The sequence below is a fragment of the Streptomyces sp. NPDC031210 genome (assembly GCF_055570395.1).
The window spans coordinates 257,374-271,303 of sequence record NZ_JBVIHH010000009.1 but is presented as its reverse complement, the minus strand read 5'-3'; the positions used below and the strand labels follow the sequence as shown (position 1 = coordinate 271,303).

At 68.2% G+C, this 13,930-nt stretch carries 9 protein-coding genes; 4 read left to right on the top strand and 5 right to left on the bottom strand.

The genetic code is table 11. The annotated features are described in order from the left end of the window. Nucleotides 1–14: 14 nt before the first annotated feature. Nucleotides 15–1,703 carry a hypothetical protein gene (locus tag ACZ45Z_RS19090; protein ID WP_468363414.1) on the top strand — a complete coding sequence of 563 codons (1,689 nt, stop codon included), beginning with the start codon at nt 15–17 and terminating at the stop codon, nt 1,701–1,703. Between the two features lie 102 nt (nt 1,704–1,805). Here ACZ45Z_RS19090 and ACZ45Z_RS19085 read toward each other — a convergent pair whose 3' ends face one another. The 3 genes from ACZ45Z_RS19085 to ACZ45Z_RS19075 all read right to left on the bottom strand — a co-directional run bounded on the left by ACZ45Z_RS19085 (nt 1,806) and on the right by ACZ45Z_RS19075 (nt 4,637). Continuing rightward, nucleotides 1,806–2,567, bottom strand: coding sequence for an ankyrin repeat domain-containing protein (locus ACZ45Z_RS19085; RefSeq protein ID WP_468363411.1), 762 nt, complete (start codon nt 2,565–2,567; stop codon nt 1,806–1,808). Between the two features lie 271 nt (nt 2,568–2,838). Continuing rightward, nucleotides 2,839–3,123 (bottom strand): hypothetical protein, encoded by a 285-nt coding sequence (locus tag ACZ45Z_RS19080; RefSeq protein WP_468363408.1) that lies wholly within the window; start codon nt 3,121–3,123, stop codon nt 2,839–2,841. A gap of 218 nt (nt 3,124–3,341) precedes the next feature. Next, entirely contained in the window at nt 3,342–4,637 is a 1,296-nt protein-coding gene (locus tag ACZ45Z_RS19075) for a glycosyltransferase family 4 protein (protein WP_468363405.1), read from the bottom strand. Nucleotides 4,638–5,123: 486 nt separating this feature from the next. On the opposite strand from ACZ45Z_RS19075, the gene ACZ45Z_RS19070 reads away from it, so the two are divergent. Further along, entirely contained in the window at nt 5,124–7,289 is a 2,166-nt protein-coding gene (locus ACZ45Z_RS19070) for a PIG-L family deacetylase (protein WP_468363403.1), read from the top strand. 179 nt (nt 7,290–7,468) lie between these two features. Here the strand turns inward: ACZ45Z_RS19070 and ACZ45Z_RS19065 are convergent, their stop codons facing one another. Further along, nucleotides 7,469–7,696: a hypothetical protein gene (locus ACZ45Z_RS19065; protein ID WP_468363400.1), complete on the bottom strand. Its 228-nt coding sequence runs from the start codon at nt 7,694–7,696 to the stop codon at nt 7,469–7,471. 294 nt (nt 7,697–7,990) lie between these two features. Between ACZ45Z_RS19065 and ACZ45Z_RS19060 the strand changes: the two genes are divergently transcribed. Continuing rightward, entirely contained in the window at nt 7,991–9,022 is a 1,032-nt protein-coding gene (locus ACZ45Z_RS19060) for a hypothetical protein (RefSeq protein ID WP_468363397.1), read from the top strand. Between the two features lie 191 nt (nt 9,023–9,213). Here ACZ45Z_RS19060 and katG read toward each other — a convergent pair whose 3' ends face one another. Continuing rightward, nucleotides 9,214–11,403, bottom strand: coding sequence for a catalase/peroxidase HPI (katG, locus tag ACZ45Z_RS19055; protein WP_468363513.1), 2,190 nt, complete (start codon nt 11,401–11,403; stop codon nt 9,214–9,216). A 1,284-nt stretch (nt 11,404–12,687) separates the two neighbouring features. On the opposite strand from katG, the gene ACZ45Z_RS19050 reads away from it, so the two are divergent. Further along, entirely contained in the window at nt 12,688–13,383 is a 696-nt protein-coding gene (locus tag ACZ45Z_RS19050) for an ester cyclase (protein ID WP_468363394.1), read from the top strand. The last annotated feature ends 547 nt before the right edge of the window (nt 13,384–13,930 follow it).

Here is a 13,930-nt window from a genome sequence, read left to right as displayed (position 1 = left end):
CGCCAGGAGGCGCCATGACGATGTTCCGCTACGAGCCGGTACCCCGCGACACCGGCGTCGAAGAGGCGCTCGCGGCCCGGATCGGGGACGCCGCGCACATGCTGGCCCGCCAGTACGCCTTCGGCGAGTTCTGCGGCGACGACGCCGCCTCGCCGGTGCACGTCTCGCTCGCCCAGGAGAGCCACCTGCTGGACAACTGGCGCAGCGGCGACGGCGAGGCCGAGTGGCAACCGTACGATCCGGTGCACATGGTGCTGGAGGCACTGGTCGAGCAGGAACCACCTGACGGCCCGGACGCCCGTCTCGTGCTGGCCGCCGGCTTGCGGTGGATCCGTGAACTGGCCGCGGCGGGTCTCGCCGCACTGCTGCCCGCGTTCACGCGGGCCTGTCCCTGTGCCCTTGACGGCCCGCTCGCCCCGGCCCCGCTCGCCGCCGCCGTGCGCGGCCGGCTGCCCGCCCCCCTCGCCCTGGCGCCCTGGCTGGCCCGGCTCGCGGCGCGGGACGAGGCCGCCGCCAGGCAGTTCGAGGTCGCCGACACCGACCGGGAGGCGCTGGCCGGCGCCGCCGCCCGCTGGCTGGCGTGGTGGAACCCCCGCGTGCCGGACTCCGCCGACGAGCCGGCACCGCCGCAGGGCTGGAACCCCCATCGGCTGGAGTACTCCTTCGCGGTGCGCGCCTCCACCCTGCCCGACCTGGAGCTGCGGGCCGAGGAGTACCACGGTGGACACCTCGACTGGTGGGCGGTGGACGCGCCGCTCGCCCGCATCCCCGTCACCGAGGCGCAGGTCACCCGCGAACAGCGCACGATCGTCCCGACCCCGGCGGTCTACGGCGGTATGCCCGTCTCTCGCTTCTGGGAGATGGAGGACGCCCGGATCGACTTCGGCGCGATCGACGCCAGCCCCGCCGACCTCGGACGGCTGCTGCTCGTCGCGTTCGCCACCGTGTACGGCAACGACTGGTTCTGCATCCCGCTGCCCACCGCCGTGGGGTCCCTCAGCCGGGTCGTCGGCTGCTCGGTGACGGACGTCTTCGGTGGCGAGACGGCACTGGCCCCTGCCGCCCTGGAACAACCCGAGTGGAACCTCTTCGGCTTGGGTGAGGACTCCGCCGGCGCCGCCATGGGCGGCGGCGCGGGGGAAGGATCGCCCACGCCTCCCTCCCCTTGGTTCTACCGGCCGGCATCGCTGCCCGGCGGATTGGAGAGCCCGCCGCTGGAGTCCGTACTGCTGCTGCGCGACGAGGCGGCCAACCTGGCCTGGGCCGTCGAGGAGAAGGTCGGCGACCACGGCGGCGAGGCACTCGACCGTTACGCCCGGTCGGTCGCCGCCGCCCCCGCCCCGCCGGTCGAGCCCGGCGACCCGCCCGCCGACCGCTACCTGCTGGCCACCGAGGTCCCCGCGCACTGGTACCCGCTGGTGCCGCAGGTGCTGGACACCCCGGAGTCCGTCCGGCTGCGGCTCGCCGGCCTGGTCCGCGACGAGAACGTACCGGCACGGCCCCTGGGCAGGCTGCTGCGGGAGACCCCGTGGCTGTTCGAGGAGGAGGTTCCGCGCTCGGGGGCCCGGGTCGAGCGCAGCCGCCAGTACACCCGCTGGCACGACGGCTCCGCCCACGCCTGGACCACCCGACGCAAGGTCAGCGGAACCGGCGGCGGCGCCAGCGGGCTTCGCTTCGACACCCTCCAGCCGCCCCCACCGTGAGCGTGTCACCGTAGCCGGCATCCCGCCGTGCCACCTGGCTGGGACGCATGCCCGGACGACGGGACGCCGACGGGTCGGACGCCCAAGCCGCCCGCGCGGCTCTCAGCGGGTCACGTGCTCCACCAGCAGGTCCACGATGGCAGCGTGCCCCGTCCCCTTCTCCCAACACGCCCCACCTGAATCCGGCGAGCCGACGCTGAGCACGATGACCTCGGTACCTTCGGGCCCGGTCCGGCGGGAGACCTCGCACGCGTCGTCCGGCCCGACGTCCGCCTGCTTGCGCAGCTCCGCCCCGATGTCCTTGCCGCACCACGCGCGGGCCAGGTCCAGAGCCGTACGGCCCTGCCCGTCGGTGCGGTGGGCGTCGGCGCCGTGGCGCAACAAGCTCCGCACAGTATCTGTCGCTCCGAACTCGGCCGCGGCCATCAGCGGAGTACGGTCGCGGATGCCGGCATCGGGATCGGCGTTCGCCTCCAAAAGGAGCCGGACGGTCTCGTGGTGACCACCGGTGGCCGCCCACAGCAAAGCGGTGTAGCCGGCGCCGTCGTCCTCTCTGAGATCGGGATCCGCGCCGTGGGAGAGCAGTTCACGCACCACCGCGCTGTGACCCCAACAGGCCGCGGCACACAGCGGCAGCCCGTCGCTCCCGGGCTCTCCCCGGCTCTCCGCGTCGGGTGAGGCACCGGCTTCCAGGAGCAGTCGCACGATGTCTGCCGCTCCCGACACCGCGGCCAGATACACCGGAGTCTCGCCGTCGACACTCGCCGCGGACGGGGAAGCCCCTCTGCGCAGGAGCTTTTCCACCCGTTCCGTTCTCTCTTCATGTATGGCGCAGATGAGCCGATCAGTCAGCGCTTCGGCCACGCTGGCCCCCCTCTTCGTGCACGCTGCCGCTCGGATGCGGGACGATGTCGCCGCCACCCACGACGCGAAGCTGTATGAATCTCTTCAGTCTGACACCGCTCCGGCGCCCCGTCCGGGAAGATCAGCGCCGCCGGACGGATCGCAACTCACCAACAAGCCCGACCCCCTGTCCCTCGGCGCCGCGCTCACACTCGTACGTGCCGAACGACCGGAGCCGGACCGACTGGAGCTGCGCTACCCAACGCCGGCGGCGGCAGCCAACCGACGGCCGCTACGGGATCAGAGAGTTGTAGACCTCCACCACCTTCGACTCGAACGGCGGCGCTCCGAGCTCCTGTGCGGCCGGCTTGACCCGCTCCTCCAAGAAGCGCCGGAACGCGTCTTCCGACTCCCACACGTCGATGACCTGCCAGCCGCCCGCCTCACCGCCGGGTGCCCCGAAGTGGGCGATGAGCCCGGCGGGTGGGTTCGTACGGTCCGGGATCACCCGGTCGAAGGTCGCCTGATAGAGCTCCCGGTCCCAGCCCTCGGCCTGATTGAGCACCAGAATCGCCATGTGGTTCCTCGTTTCACGTGTGAAGAAGACAGACGTGTACGACGCTAGAACTGCGTGCGGACGACAGCGAGCGGCCGCGACGGTTACTGCGCCGTCCGGCGGAATGCCGGTGCCACCGTGCTCCCAGGTCAACGCGAGCCCGGCACCCGTAGGACACACACCGCGACAAAGACCTGGGTGTAGCGATCACGAGCGTTCTGCACACTCACCCGGCTTGATCATGCTCTGCGGCCCTGCCCCTCCCTCCGACGGGAGCGAAGCGCGCTGTGGACCGCCACCTTGGTCAGACCCTTGGCCCAATACCATGCCCGCACGCCGTACGCAGCCGCCTGGTGACCGAGCCCGCGCAATCGGCCCCTTGTGCCCGCGTTGCGGTCCAGCAACTCCTGGAAGACCGCCTCGTACCTCGCGACGATCTGCGCGGTGTCATACCGGCAGCCCTTCTCCAAGGCCGCCCGTCCCATACGCTTACGGCGCTCGTCGTCATTGATCAACTCCAGCATCGCGCCGGCCAGCGCGTCGGGATCACGCGGGGGAACCAGCAGACCGTCCACGCCGTGCTCGATGATCTCTCCCGGCCCCAGTGGGCAGTCGGTGCTCACGACCGGCAGACCGACCCTCATCGCCTCGACGATGGTCATGCCGAAGGACTCCATGGTTGAGGAGACCACCAGCATGGAGCCCTTGGCCATCTCTGGTTCGACCGGCGCGACCGAGCCCATCAACGTCACGGCGTCGTCGAGATCCAGGTGGCTGACGAGCTGTGACAGCTCCTCCTTCTCCGGCCCCCCGCCGTACAGCCGCAGACGCCAGTCCGGCCGCTCGGCTCGGACCTTGGCGAAGGCCGAAATCAGGTCCCCGTACCGCTTCACAGGAGCCAGCCGGCCGACCGCGACCACATGCTTGGCATCCAGTGTGCCGGGCGCGATCCCTGGATGCGGGACGCTGTTGGGCATCGCCTGGATCCGCACACCCGGCAGCCACAGCCTGCGGCGGTAGGAGGCGGCATCGGCTTCGGTGGTCGTCGTGATCGCGTCGAGCCGTGGATACAGCCGGCGCACTTTGAGCACCAACCGCGTGGGATGGGTGTTCAGCGTCAGATGCTCCTGACCGATCCGCACCAGGCGGCGTGGGGCCTGCCGGGCGATGTGCACGTTCAGGCCCGGTCGGGTTCCGATCACGATGTCGGCGTCCAAGCCCCCCAGATCGGCGCCGAGCCGTTCGTCGGTCAGTTCGCTGTACTGGGGGTAGCGGCCGTCCTCGCTCGGGAAGACCTTCGCGGGGCGCTTGACAAGCGGATGATCGCCCATGTGGGACGCGCTCTTCTTCCGCAGATCCACGAGGTATCGCAGCCGCACCCGCGGGTCGAGGAAGAGTTGGTGTTCCGTCCGGTAGCGGAAGACGGAGACGATCTCGACTTCGTGCCGCTCGACCAGGCCGTTGGCCAGGTTGAACGTGGTGCGGATGGTCCCGCCGATTCCATAGGCGTGGTGGATCAAGAATGAAATACGCATGCGTCACCGTTGGTCCTACCGCTGCCGCGGACTGCGTGGTCGGTGTCTTCAGGCATGGCTCCTCCCCCTCCAGCGGCGGACGTCAACGCACCGTCGCCCATACGGCCCCGTGGGACTCTCGAAGCGGTCGCCGAGTACGTACGAACCGCTCGAGCGCCCGGGCCGACGGATCCGCATCGGTGACGTCGCCGCCAAGCACCCTTGACGAGCGCGGCGCGTCGCAGTGACGTGCGCCGCATCGTCCATCACGATGCGGCGTCCGCCCCTTGGGCGTGAACAGCGATGACCCGCCCAGGTGAAACACCCCCTCTTGCGCAGTTGCCCAAGTGACCTACAACCGATGTTCCTTGGCACACGACAAGCACTCCGCAGAAAGCCGACCGCCTCATGTCTCCTCTCGTGCGAGGCTGCGAGCCATCGTCCCGCCGTGACGTACTCACCGCCGCGGTGCTGGGCGCGACCATCCCCATGGGGATACTGGCGGGCTTGGGGCGACGCGACTCACGGACCAGGCCGAAGCATCGGCCACCGGTTCTGAGCACGGCGGCGCCCTCGGGTTCCTGGGCGGCCGCCAGGCAACCCAGGACCGAGGCATCGGTCCTGCAGATCGTCGCCCACCCTGACGACGACCTGTACTTCATCAACCCGGAAGTCGGCCAGTCACTGCGCAGCGGCCGTCCGCTCGCCTCGGTCTATCTGACGTCCGGCGAGGCCGGCGGCGTCAACGGCCCCAACACGGGCCCGTACTACGGACTGTGGCGACCCGCGCCGGACAAGGCGAAGTACGCCAAGGCGCGGCAGAACGGCATCCGCGCCGCCTACGCCGAGATGGTGACCGGCGACGCCGCCCGCCCTTGGCGGCGCACCGCCATCGCCACAGCGGGCGGCGGCCTCGCCGAGCTCGACACGCTCCAGGGGCATCCCCACATCCACCTGGTCTGGACGCTGCTTCACGAGGCCGGCAGCATCACCGGCCACCGCCCGCAGAGCCTGCACGCGCTGTGGGACGGCCGGACCCGCAGCATCCGCTCCCAGCTCGCGTACGGCGGTCTGGTCGTCCGCGACTTCTCCTACACCGCGGAACAGCTCATTCAGACGCTGGTCGGCTACTTGGAGCGCTTCCGGCCGACTCAGGTCCGGATGCAGGACCCGACCCCCGGCCGACTGGACCGCAACCACAAGTACGCCGACCACCAGGATCACTTGTACGGCGCCCGGTTCGTCCAGCGGTCTCTCGCCCGCTACGCCTCCTCCAACGAGCGCCCGCACTTCACCGTCCAGACCTACCTCGGTTACTTCAACGGGGGTCTGCCAGGCACTCTCGACCCGGCCTCCGGCGAATCCAAGGTCCGCACCATGGAGACGTATTCCTGGAGCGGTGGGCCGCGGAACTCCTGTCAGGACCCGGCGGGCTGCGGCGACAAAAACGTGGCCGCAGCCCCCAAGCGCCACTGGTCGCACAGCATCCACCACGCCCGCGACACCGGCACCTGCTGGCTGCTGACCGGCAAGGACAACAGTGTGTGGGCCTTCGCCGTGCTCAGCGGCCGGATCGTGTTCTGGCACCGCACGGTGGGTGGCACCGGTGTGTTGAGTGAGGGGGAGTGGTTCGGGCCCACGTCGCTCCCGGAGACCGGCATCGATGCGGGTGTCCGTCCGTTGACGCTCCCCGACGGACGCATCGCCGTCTTCGGCACCCGCACCCTTGTCAGCAACCACCCAGGCGGCTACCGCAGGGAGGTGGGCTTCACCGTACAGCGGGACGTGGGCCACGCATTCGGACCCTGGCATTCGCTGGGCACCCCAGAGCCGTGTGACCATGCCGGCACCTCGAATATCAGTGCCCCCGCGGTCTCAGCGAACGCCGACAACACGATCACGGTGTTCCTGCGCGACAGCAGGCATGAGCTGACCGCCCGCACCGGCCTCCCCGGCGGAAGTTGGACGCCCTGGCGATACCTGGGCGGCGAGGAGGTGCACGGCGACCCGGTCGTTGGTAGGGACAACGCGGCCCGCACCTACGTCCTGTGCAGCACACCACGCTCTGTGCTGGCCTGGGTCCAGGGCCGGCCGGGCGCCTCCGTCCGCGGTCCGCTGCCCACCGGGCTGCCGCCCACCACCTTGCCGTTGACCGTCCGGTGCGACGGCGACGGCATCCGTGTCCACTTCCGCGAACCCCGCTCCGGGAACGTACTGACCGCTCGGCTTCGCGCAGCCGAACTCCTGTCCGCGCGACCGCACCCACCCCGGTGGCCGGGCAACGAATCCTCACCGGTCGAAGTCGCCGACCTGGGCGGGCCACACGGCTACGGTCCGGTGAGCGTCAACCGCACCGGCTGGGGCGACTTCCTGCTGGCCGCACGGTCTGCCACCGGAGACCTGGCGACGGCCTGGAGCACCTCCGCTCCGCCAACGCGCCGGCTGCGGTGGAGCCGCACCGGCTTCCTTCTCGCCGGCGCCCCCTCCAGCACCCAACTGGCATCGGGCGACGTCGCACTGACAGCACTCGGTCTCGACGGCCGCCTGTACTGGACGCACACCACGGACAGGAGCCCCTTTCTCGCCCCCTGGCAGTCGGCAGTGCTCGGGCAGCCTGCGCCAGGCTCGAAGGGTGATCCGAGTGCTCAACCCAGACCTTCCACGGGCCCCTGACCTGGGGCCCGCCGGCAGCCTCCGTGTCCTCCCGCACCCCCAAGGTCTATGAGACTTGGCCCTCACCGGGCGGCAGCCGTGCGGGAGGCCTTCGTATGGACGGCGTACGGTCCGCTCGCAAATGCGGCTGTAGGGAGCCACCGCCGCCCAAGCCGATAGCCGACCCGGTAGCAGGCGCCTCATCCCCTGCCGCAACTCTCGCACCGCGGGCGGCGGGCACGAAGGCGCTGCCAGGAAGCCGTGCCGAGTGTGATGCCCCAGAGAAGGAAGAGGGCGTACCAGAAGAGCCCCCAGGCGCTCTGCGGGTGGGCGTCCCGCGCGGCGAAGGACGGGGCCGAGACCACACGGTCGGCGGCGAGCAGGTACTGCATCGCGAAGTACGTGAATCCCCGGAGCGTGTGTCCCACCCAAGGCCGACGCGTAGAGCCCTCGGAGAACTGGCGGGAGGTGTATCGGGAAGAGGCGATGCCGCCACCCGTCGCGCGTTCGACGCAAGGCGAGCCCGTCGGGGCGTACGGGTGACCAGGAGGTTCCGCGCTTGACCAGGAGGTTCCGCGCTGGATTCACCCATTCGGGCCAGCCCGGCAGGGGGAAGGCCAGATGTCGGAGGAGCATGGAACACACGTGCGTCGCTCCACGCGCAGCCGGGCTGGCATTCCGCCCAGGCGGCGCCTGATCATGCAGCTTGAGGAGCCGGAGCCATGTTTCCTACCGTCTATCCCGCCATCTTGGAAGACAGCCCGGAGCTGCAGGAGGCATTCGACACCGCATTGGGCAACCTGACGACGGTCGGCCGGAACATAGTCGACCGGGCGGCCATCACCATCGCGTTGGTAAGCCGGCACAGCGGCGTATACCCCACGGCCGGGCGGAACCAGCACCAGGAGCACTACTCCGCCAGCCTGCTGAAGGTAGCCGCCATGTACGCGGTCTTCGAGCTACGCAAGGCGGTGACTCCGGTCTCGCACGGCCTGACGACCAGGCAGGAATTCCTCAACGCGTTGCGGGATCAGTTCACTGTGCCTATCAGGAGCGCCGTACCGGAAATAACGAATGCGCCGGGGATAACCGACCTCCACATTCTTCCCAAATATGACACGGTCTTTGACAGTCCCTTCAACCCCTCGACCGGGAAGCTGGAGGTGCAATTCAGTGAGAGCTATTGGGACAACGTCGTGAGCATGATCGGCGGGTCCAACTCCGCCGCTGCCGCCACCATTCATGGACTGGGCTTCGGATATCTGAACGGCGTGCTCGCCAACGGCGGATTCTTTCAGGACTCAACCGGAATCTGGCTCGCCGGGGACTTTCAGGGGCAGTGGCCGCCTGTACGGATCCTCTCGGAGAACGACGGCATGGTCGCGCAGGCCACCACGACCTACCAGATGGCCAATCTCTACGCGCTGATGAGCGAAGAAGCGCTGGTCGGCCCTGAGGACAGCAACTCGATGCTTGACTTGCTCGCTGGAGGGGCGGAGTGGTTCCAGAACAACAATCCGCAGCTCTGGCCGCCCGGACTCAACTTTTCCGCGACACACGCGAAGTTGGGCCTAGGGCCCCTTCCCCCCTTCGCCCCGGGCGAGGTTCTGTCCGAAGGCATGATCGTGCACGAAGCAGCCCACGACCGCGACTTCATCGTCGTATGGCAAAACCTCCTGGGCCCGCCGACACTCTCGAATCTGCGTCCTATGGCCGACCTGGTCGAAGGGACCATCGACATCTTCCTCGCCTAATGCGTGTCCCGCACGGCCGGTGGCGAAGGCGTGGTCGTCCGGATGCGCTGTTGAGGTCCGCCGCTCGGGAGTGCCGTGGCCCGGCCTGCACCGGGCGGCTGACTGTGCGCGGCAAGCTCCTCACCCACCGCCTTGGCCGAGTCCGAAGGATGGCCGGGCCGGCCGACGTGTGGCCGACCCGGCTATTGGGCTCAGGCGAGGTCGAACCGGTCGAGGTTCATCACCTTGTCCCACGCGGCCACGAAATCGCGCACGAACTTCGACCCCCCGTCCTCGGACGCGTAGACCTCCGAGACGGCACGGAGCTGGGAGTCCGAACCGAAGATGAGGTCGACGGCGGTGGCCGTCCACTTGACCTCACCCGTCGCGCGATCCCGGCCTTCGAACACGTTCTCAGCCGAGGCCGACGCCTTCCACTCCGTGCCCATGTCGAGCAGGTTGACGAAGAAGTCGTTGGTCAAGGTCTCGGACCGGTCGGTGAAGACGCCGTGTGGGGATCGCTTGAAGCCGGTGTTCAGGGCCCGCAGGCCGCCGATCAGAACGGTCATCTCCGGAGCGGTCAGCGTCAACAGGTTGGCGCGGTCCAGCAGGAGCGTCTCCGGCGACAACTTCTCTCCCGCCCGGAGGTAGTTGCGGAACCCATCCGCGCTCGGTTCGAGAACGGCGAACGACTCCACATCGGTCTGTTCCTGCGAGGCGTCCGTGCGCCCGGGCGAGAACGGGACCGTGATGTCGTGCCCGGCGTTCTTCGCGGCTCGTTCGACGGCCGCGCACCCGCCCAGGACGATCAGGTCGGCGAGCGAAACCTTCGTTTCGCCGGACTGCGAGAGGTTGAAGTCCTGCTGGATCCGTTCGAGGGTCCGCAACACCTCGGCAACCTCGGGCAGGTCATTGACCTCCCAGTCCTTTTGCGGCGCGAGCCGAATCCGTGCCCCGTTGGCCCCACCACGCTTGTCGGTGCCGCGGAAGCTTGCCGCCGACGCCCAAGCGGTGGCCACGAGCTGGGAGATGGACAGTCCCGATTCGAGGATCTTGCCCTTGAGAGCAGCGATGTCCTGGTCCGCGACCAGCTCGTGATCGACCTCGGGGACGGGGTCCTGCCACAGTTGCGGCTCGGGAATCCACGGGCCGAGGTAACGCGAGAGGGGCCCCATGTCGCGGTGCAACAGCTTGTACCACGCCTTGGCGAACGCGTCCGCGAGCTCGTCCGGGTTCTCGTGGAAGCGCTTCACGATCGGCCCATAGATGGGATCCATCTTCAGCGCGAGGTCCGTCGTCAGCATCATGGGAGCGTGCCTCTTCGACGGATCATGCGCATCAGGCACAGTGCCCTGGGCCGACGGATCCTTGGGGGTCCACTGCTTCGCCCCGGCGGGGCTCGTCGTCAGCTCCCAGTCGTACTTGAACAGGTTGTCCAGGTACCCGTTGTCCCACTTCGTCGGCTCGGAGGTCCATGCCCCCTCAAGCCCGCTGGTGAGCGCGTCGGAGCCCTTGCCGCTGCCGTACGTGTTCCTCCAGCCGATGCCTTGCTGCTCGATGGGGCAGGCCTCGGGTTCCGGACCGATGTACTCGGGGTCGACCGCACCATGGCACTTGCCGAAGGTATGGCCGCCGACGATGAGCGCAGCCGTCTCCTCGTCGTTCATCGCCATACGCCCGAACGTCTCGCGGATGTCCCTGGCGGCAGCCATCGGATCCGGGTTGCCGTTGGGTCCCTCCGGATTGACGTAGATCAGTCCCATCTGCACGGCACCGAAAGGACCGGCGAGTTCCCTGTCGCCGCTGTAGCGCTCATCTCCGAGCCACGTGTCCTCGGGACCCCAGAAGATCTCCTCGGGTTCCCAGATGTCCTCTCGTCCGAAGCCGAACCCGAAGGTCTTGAAACCCATCGATTCCATGGCGCAGTTGCCGGCGAAGACCAGAAGATCGGCCCAGGAGATTTTCCGGCCGTACTTCTGCTTGACCGGCCAGAGCAAACGGCGCGCCTTGTCGAGGCTCGCGTTGTCCGGCCAACTGTTGAGGGGGGCGAAGCGCTGAGCGCCGCTGCCGCCACCGCCCCGGCCATCGGCGATGCGATACGTTCCCGCGGCGTGCCAACTCATCCGGATGAAGAGCGGCCCGTAGTGGCCGTAGTCGGCAGGCCACCAGTCCTGCGACGTCGTCATCACGTCGAAGACTTCCTGTTTCAGCGCGTCGAGGTCGAGGGTCTTGAACTCTTCCGCGTAGCTGAAGTCCTCGCCCATCGGATTGGACAGGGGCGAGTGCTGGTGGAGAACCTGAAGGTCCAGCTGATTCGGCCACCAGTCCCGGTTCGTCCTGGGCCGAGTCGGCCTGGGAGTCGGGGAGGGGATTGCTGGGTTCTCGCTTTCGCTGCCGGACACGTCCGTCCTTCTTCCTGTCTCGGTGTTTCCTTCTGCTGGCTGCTTGCTCTTGACGTTGGTTGCCTTGCTGGTGTCGAGCACCGCGACCCGCGCCTCGCAGCGCGCCATGGAGCCCGCCGGCCGGAAACGCCTCACCAGACCCGCGGCGTCAACTGCGGGGCTGGACGGCCGGCGAGACACCTGTCCTCACGCACGACACCGATGATCGAGCCTGTGTCGGCGTCCGTATGGTCGCGCACCGTGGACCGCATTGCTACGAGAACACGCAGAGCATCGCCGCGCAAGAAGCACTCAAAGACCGAAGTCGTTTGTGCGATCCGAGGTCTGACCCAATGGTTGACGACTCGCCCGGCCTCTAAGGCATGCGGGAAAGGGCGACCTGTTTCTGATCATCAATGATCACCGCGCCGACTATATGCCGGCCTGTCAGGTAATGGAGTCGTGAGTCGTGAGTCCTGAGTCCTGAGTCCGTGACCATGATTCCTGTTTGCGCGTCTTCGGAAATCGCCGCTCACGAGGCAAGCTCATTACGTGTTCCCGGCGAATTGAGGCAGAGGTCGCCGCCACCGGGCCCCAACTCTGCGAGCTTGTATACCAAAGAGACCCAGCGCAGTGGTGCTGTAGGCCCCCTCGGGGGCCCGGCCCACCCCACTTTCCCCACCCAACGAAGTCTTCTGTTGGGGGGATCCGCTCGAAGGCCAACGAATCAGCGTCTGACAGGTGACCTGGCTCGATTTCCCAAAGCCAGAAATAGATCGTCGTCAACGCTTCGAATGACTTCGTGCTACCCAGGGGCGATAGCGTCGATTTGTGAGCCTCAGACGCGAGGCTCACCCAACGACGGTATTGCTCAGCGCGGCTGATGGCGAGCGCCTTTCGAGTCCCGTCACTAATACGTCGTCTCCGCCTTCCTCACCCCAACACCCGCTCTGGCGATCCTTCCGGCTGAGCGTCGCCTGGCTGCTCACGGGCGCGGCCGGGGCCGGCCCGGTGGCCTTCGCCGCGGACGGCAGTTCGCCTGGCTATCGGGCGACCGCAGATTTCCGACGTGACCGCGGACCCGAGGCCGCTCCCCACTACCCGGGGGAGTGGTTGTTGTGATCCTCGACGCGGCAGGTGCTGTCAGCCCGCCTATACGCAAGGGCCGACTCCCTCGCCTCGCCTCGCCGTGAGCAGACCGATGCACGTACCGCTCATTCGGCTCCCCGTCCGCCAACAGGGCATGCATCCTGAACCGGGCATAGCCTGAAGATGTCTCGAGCTCTCCGATCGACGGGAGACGTCATGACATTCATGCAGGTCATCGACTGCAAGACGAGCAGGGCCGATGAGTTGAACAGGTTGATGGACACCTGGGTCGAAGCGACTCGGGGCAAGCGGACAGCCACCCACTCGATCATGGGGCGGGACCGCTCCGACTCCACTCACGTGGTGGAACTCGTCGAGTTCCCCTCGTATGAGGAGGCGATGAAGAACTCGCACCTGCCGGAGACCGACCGGATCTTCCAGGAGATGGTGGCCCTGTGCGACGGGGAGCCGTCCTTTACCGACCTCGACGTCATGCGGGACGAGCAGCTCAACAAGATCGTGGTCCGTAGTTTCTTCGAGGACGTGATCAACGCGAGGAACATCGACGCGGTCGACGCGATGTGCACCGACGACTACCGGGAGCACGACCCGTCCCTGTCGTCGTACGACCTGGGGCTCGCGCAGGCCAAGGCCGAGAACCGGGAGATCCTCGAGGCGTTCGAACCGGTGGCGACCATCGAGGGCCTGGTGGCTGAGGGGGACATGGTGTGCGCAAGGGTGCTCTTCAAGGGGCGCCACGTGGGCACGTTCCAGGGCATGGAGGCCACCGGCCGAGAGGTCTCGGGAACCGCCCACGCGACCTTCCGGTGCGAGGGAGGCAAGCTCGCGGAGAGCTGGTGGAACTTCGACAACCTTGGCCTGTTGCAGCAGCTCGGTGTGGTCAACCTCTGATCCACATCAACGGTCTGTCTGTGGAGGTCCCGCGGCCGCCTGTGGAGGTCCCCCGGCCGCGCTGTTCGTTGTAGCCCGCGTCAGTGCTGTGGAGGCTCCCGCGCCAGTTCAGCCGTGACGTCAGGGGCCCGGGCGCGGACCGTCTCCGGACCGCGGACGTCGCCGCCTTTCGTCCTGTCGGAGAACCTGGCGGGCGATGTAGCCGGGCTCGCCTTCGGTCCGTTTGCCGCCCGAACGTGGTGTGCCCACGGGCGGGCGGGCGGCCGCTGGGCGGGGTCGGCCCCCGGACAGGGCGGGTGCCTTCCCTTCCCCGCTGGAGGAGTCCAGCGGGGACCGCACCGCCCGGCCCCTCGTGCAGACGGCCGCGGCCGCCCACCGCCCCACCAGGCTGTGCGGCGCGCCGTGGCCAAGACCCGTGGTGCAACTGGGGAATTTGGACGCCGCGCGCCGTATCGCGGCGAAGAGGCTGCGCCTGTTCTGAGAGCCCAAGACCCGGTCGGTCCCCTGTGGACGTGTGCCCGCGTGTCGAAGCCTCCGGAGGGCTGGC

What these genes read in the sequence shown, in the direction of transcription:
- ACZ45Z_RS19050 (WP_468363394.1), top strand. Translation starts at nt 12,688, where the DNA reads ATGACATTCATGCAGGTCATCGACTGCAAGACGAGCAGGGCCGATGAG.
- ACZ45Z_RS19090 (WP_468363414.1), top strand. Translation starts at nt 15, where the DNA reads ATGACGATGTTCCGCTACGAGCCGGTACCCCGCGACACCGGCGTCGAA.
- ACZ45Z_RS19075 (WP_468363405.1), bottom strand. Translation starts at nt 4,637, where the DNA reads ATGCGTATTTCATTCTTGATCCACCACGCCTATGGAATCGGCGGGACC.
- ACZ45Z_RS19060 (WP_468363397.1), top strand. Translation starts at nt 7,991, where the DNA reads ATGTTTCCTACCGTCTATCCCGCCATCTTGGAAGACAGCCCGGAGCTG.
- ACZ45Z_RS19080 (WP_468363408.1), bottom strand. Translation starts at nt 3,123, where the DNA reads ATGGCGATTCTGGTGCTCAATCAGGCCGAGGGCTGGGACCGGGAGCTC.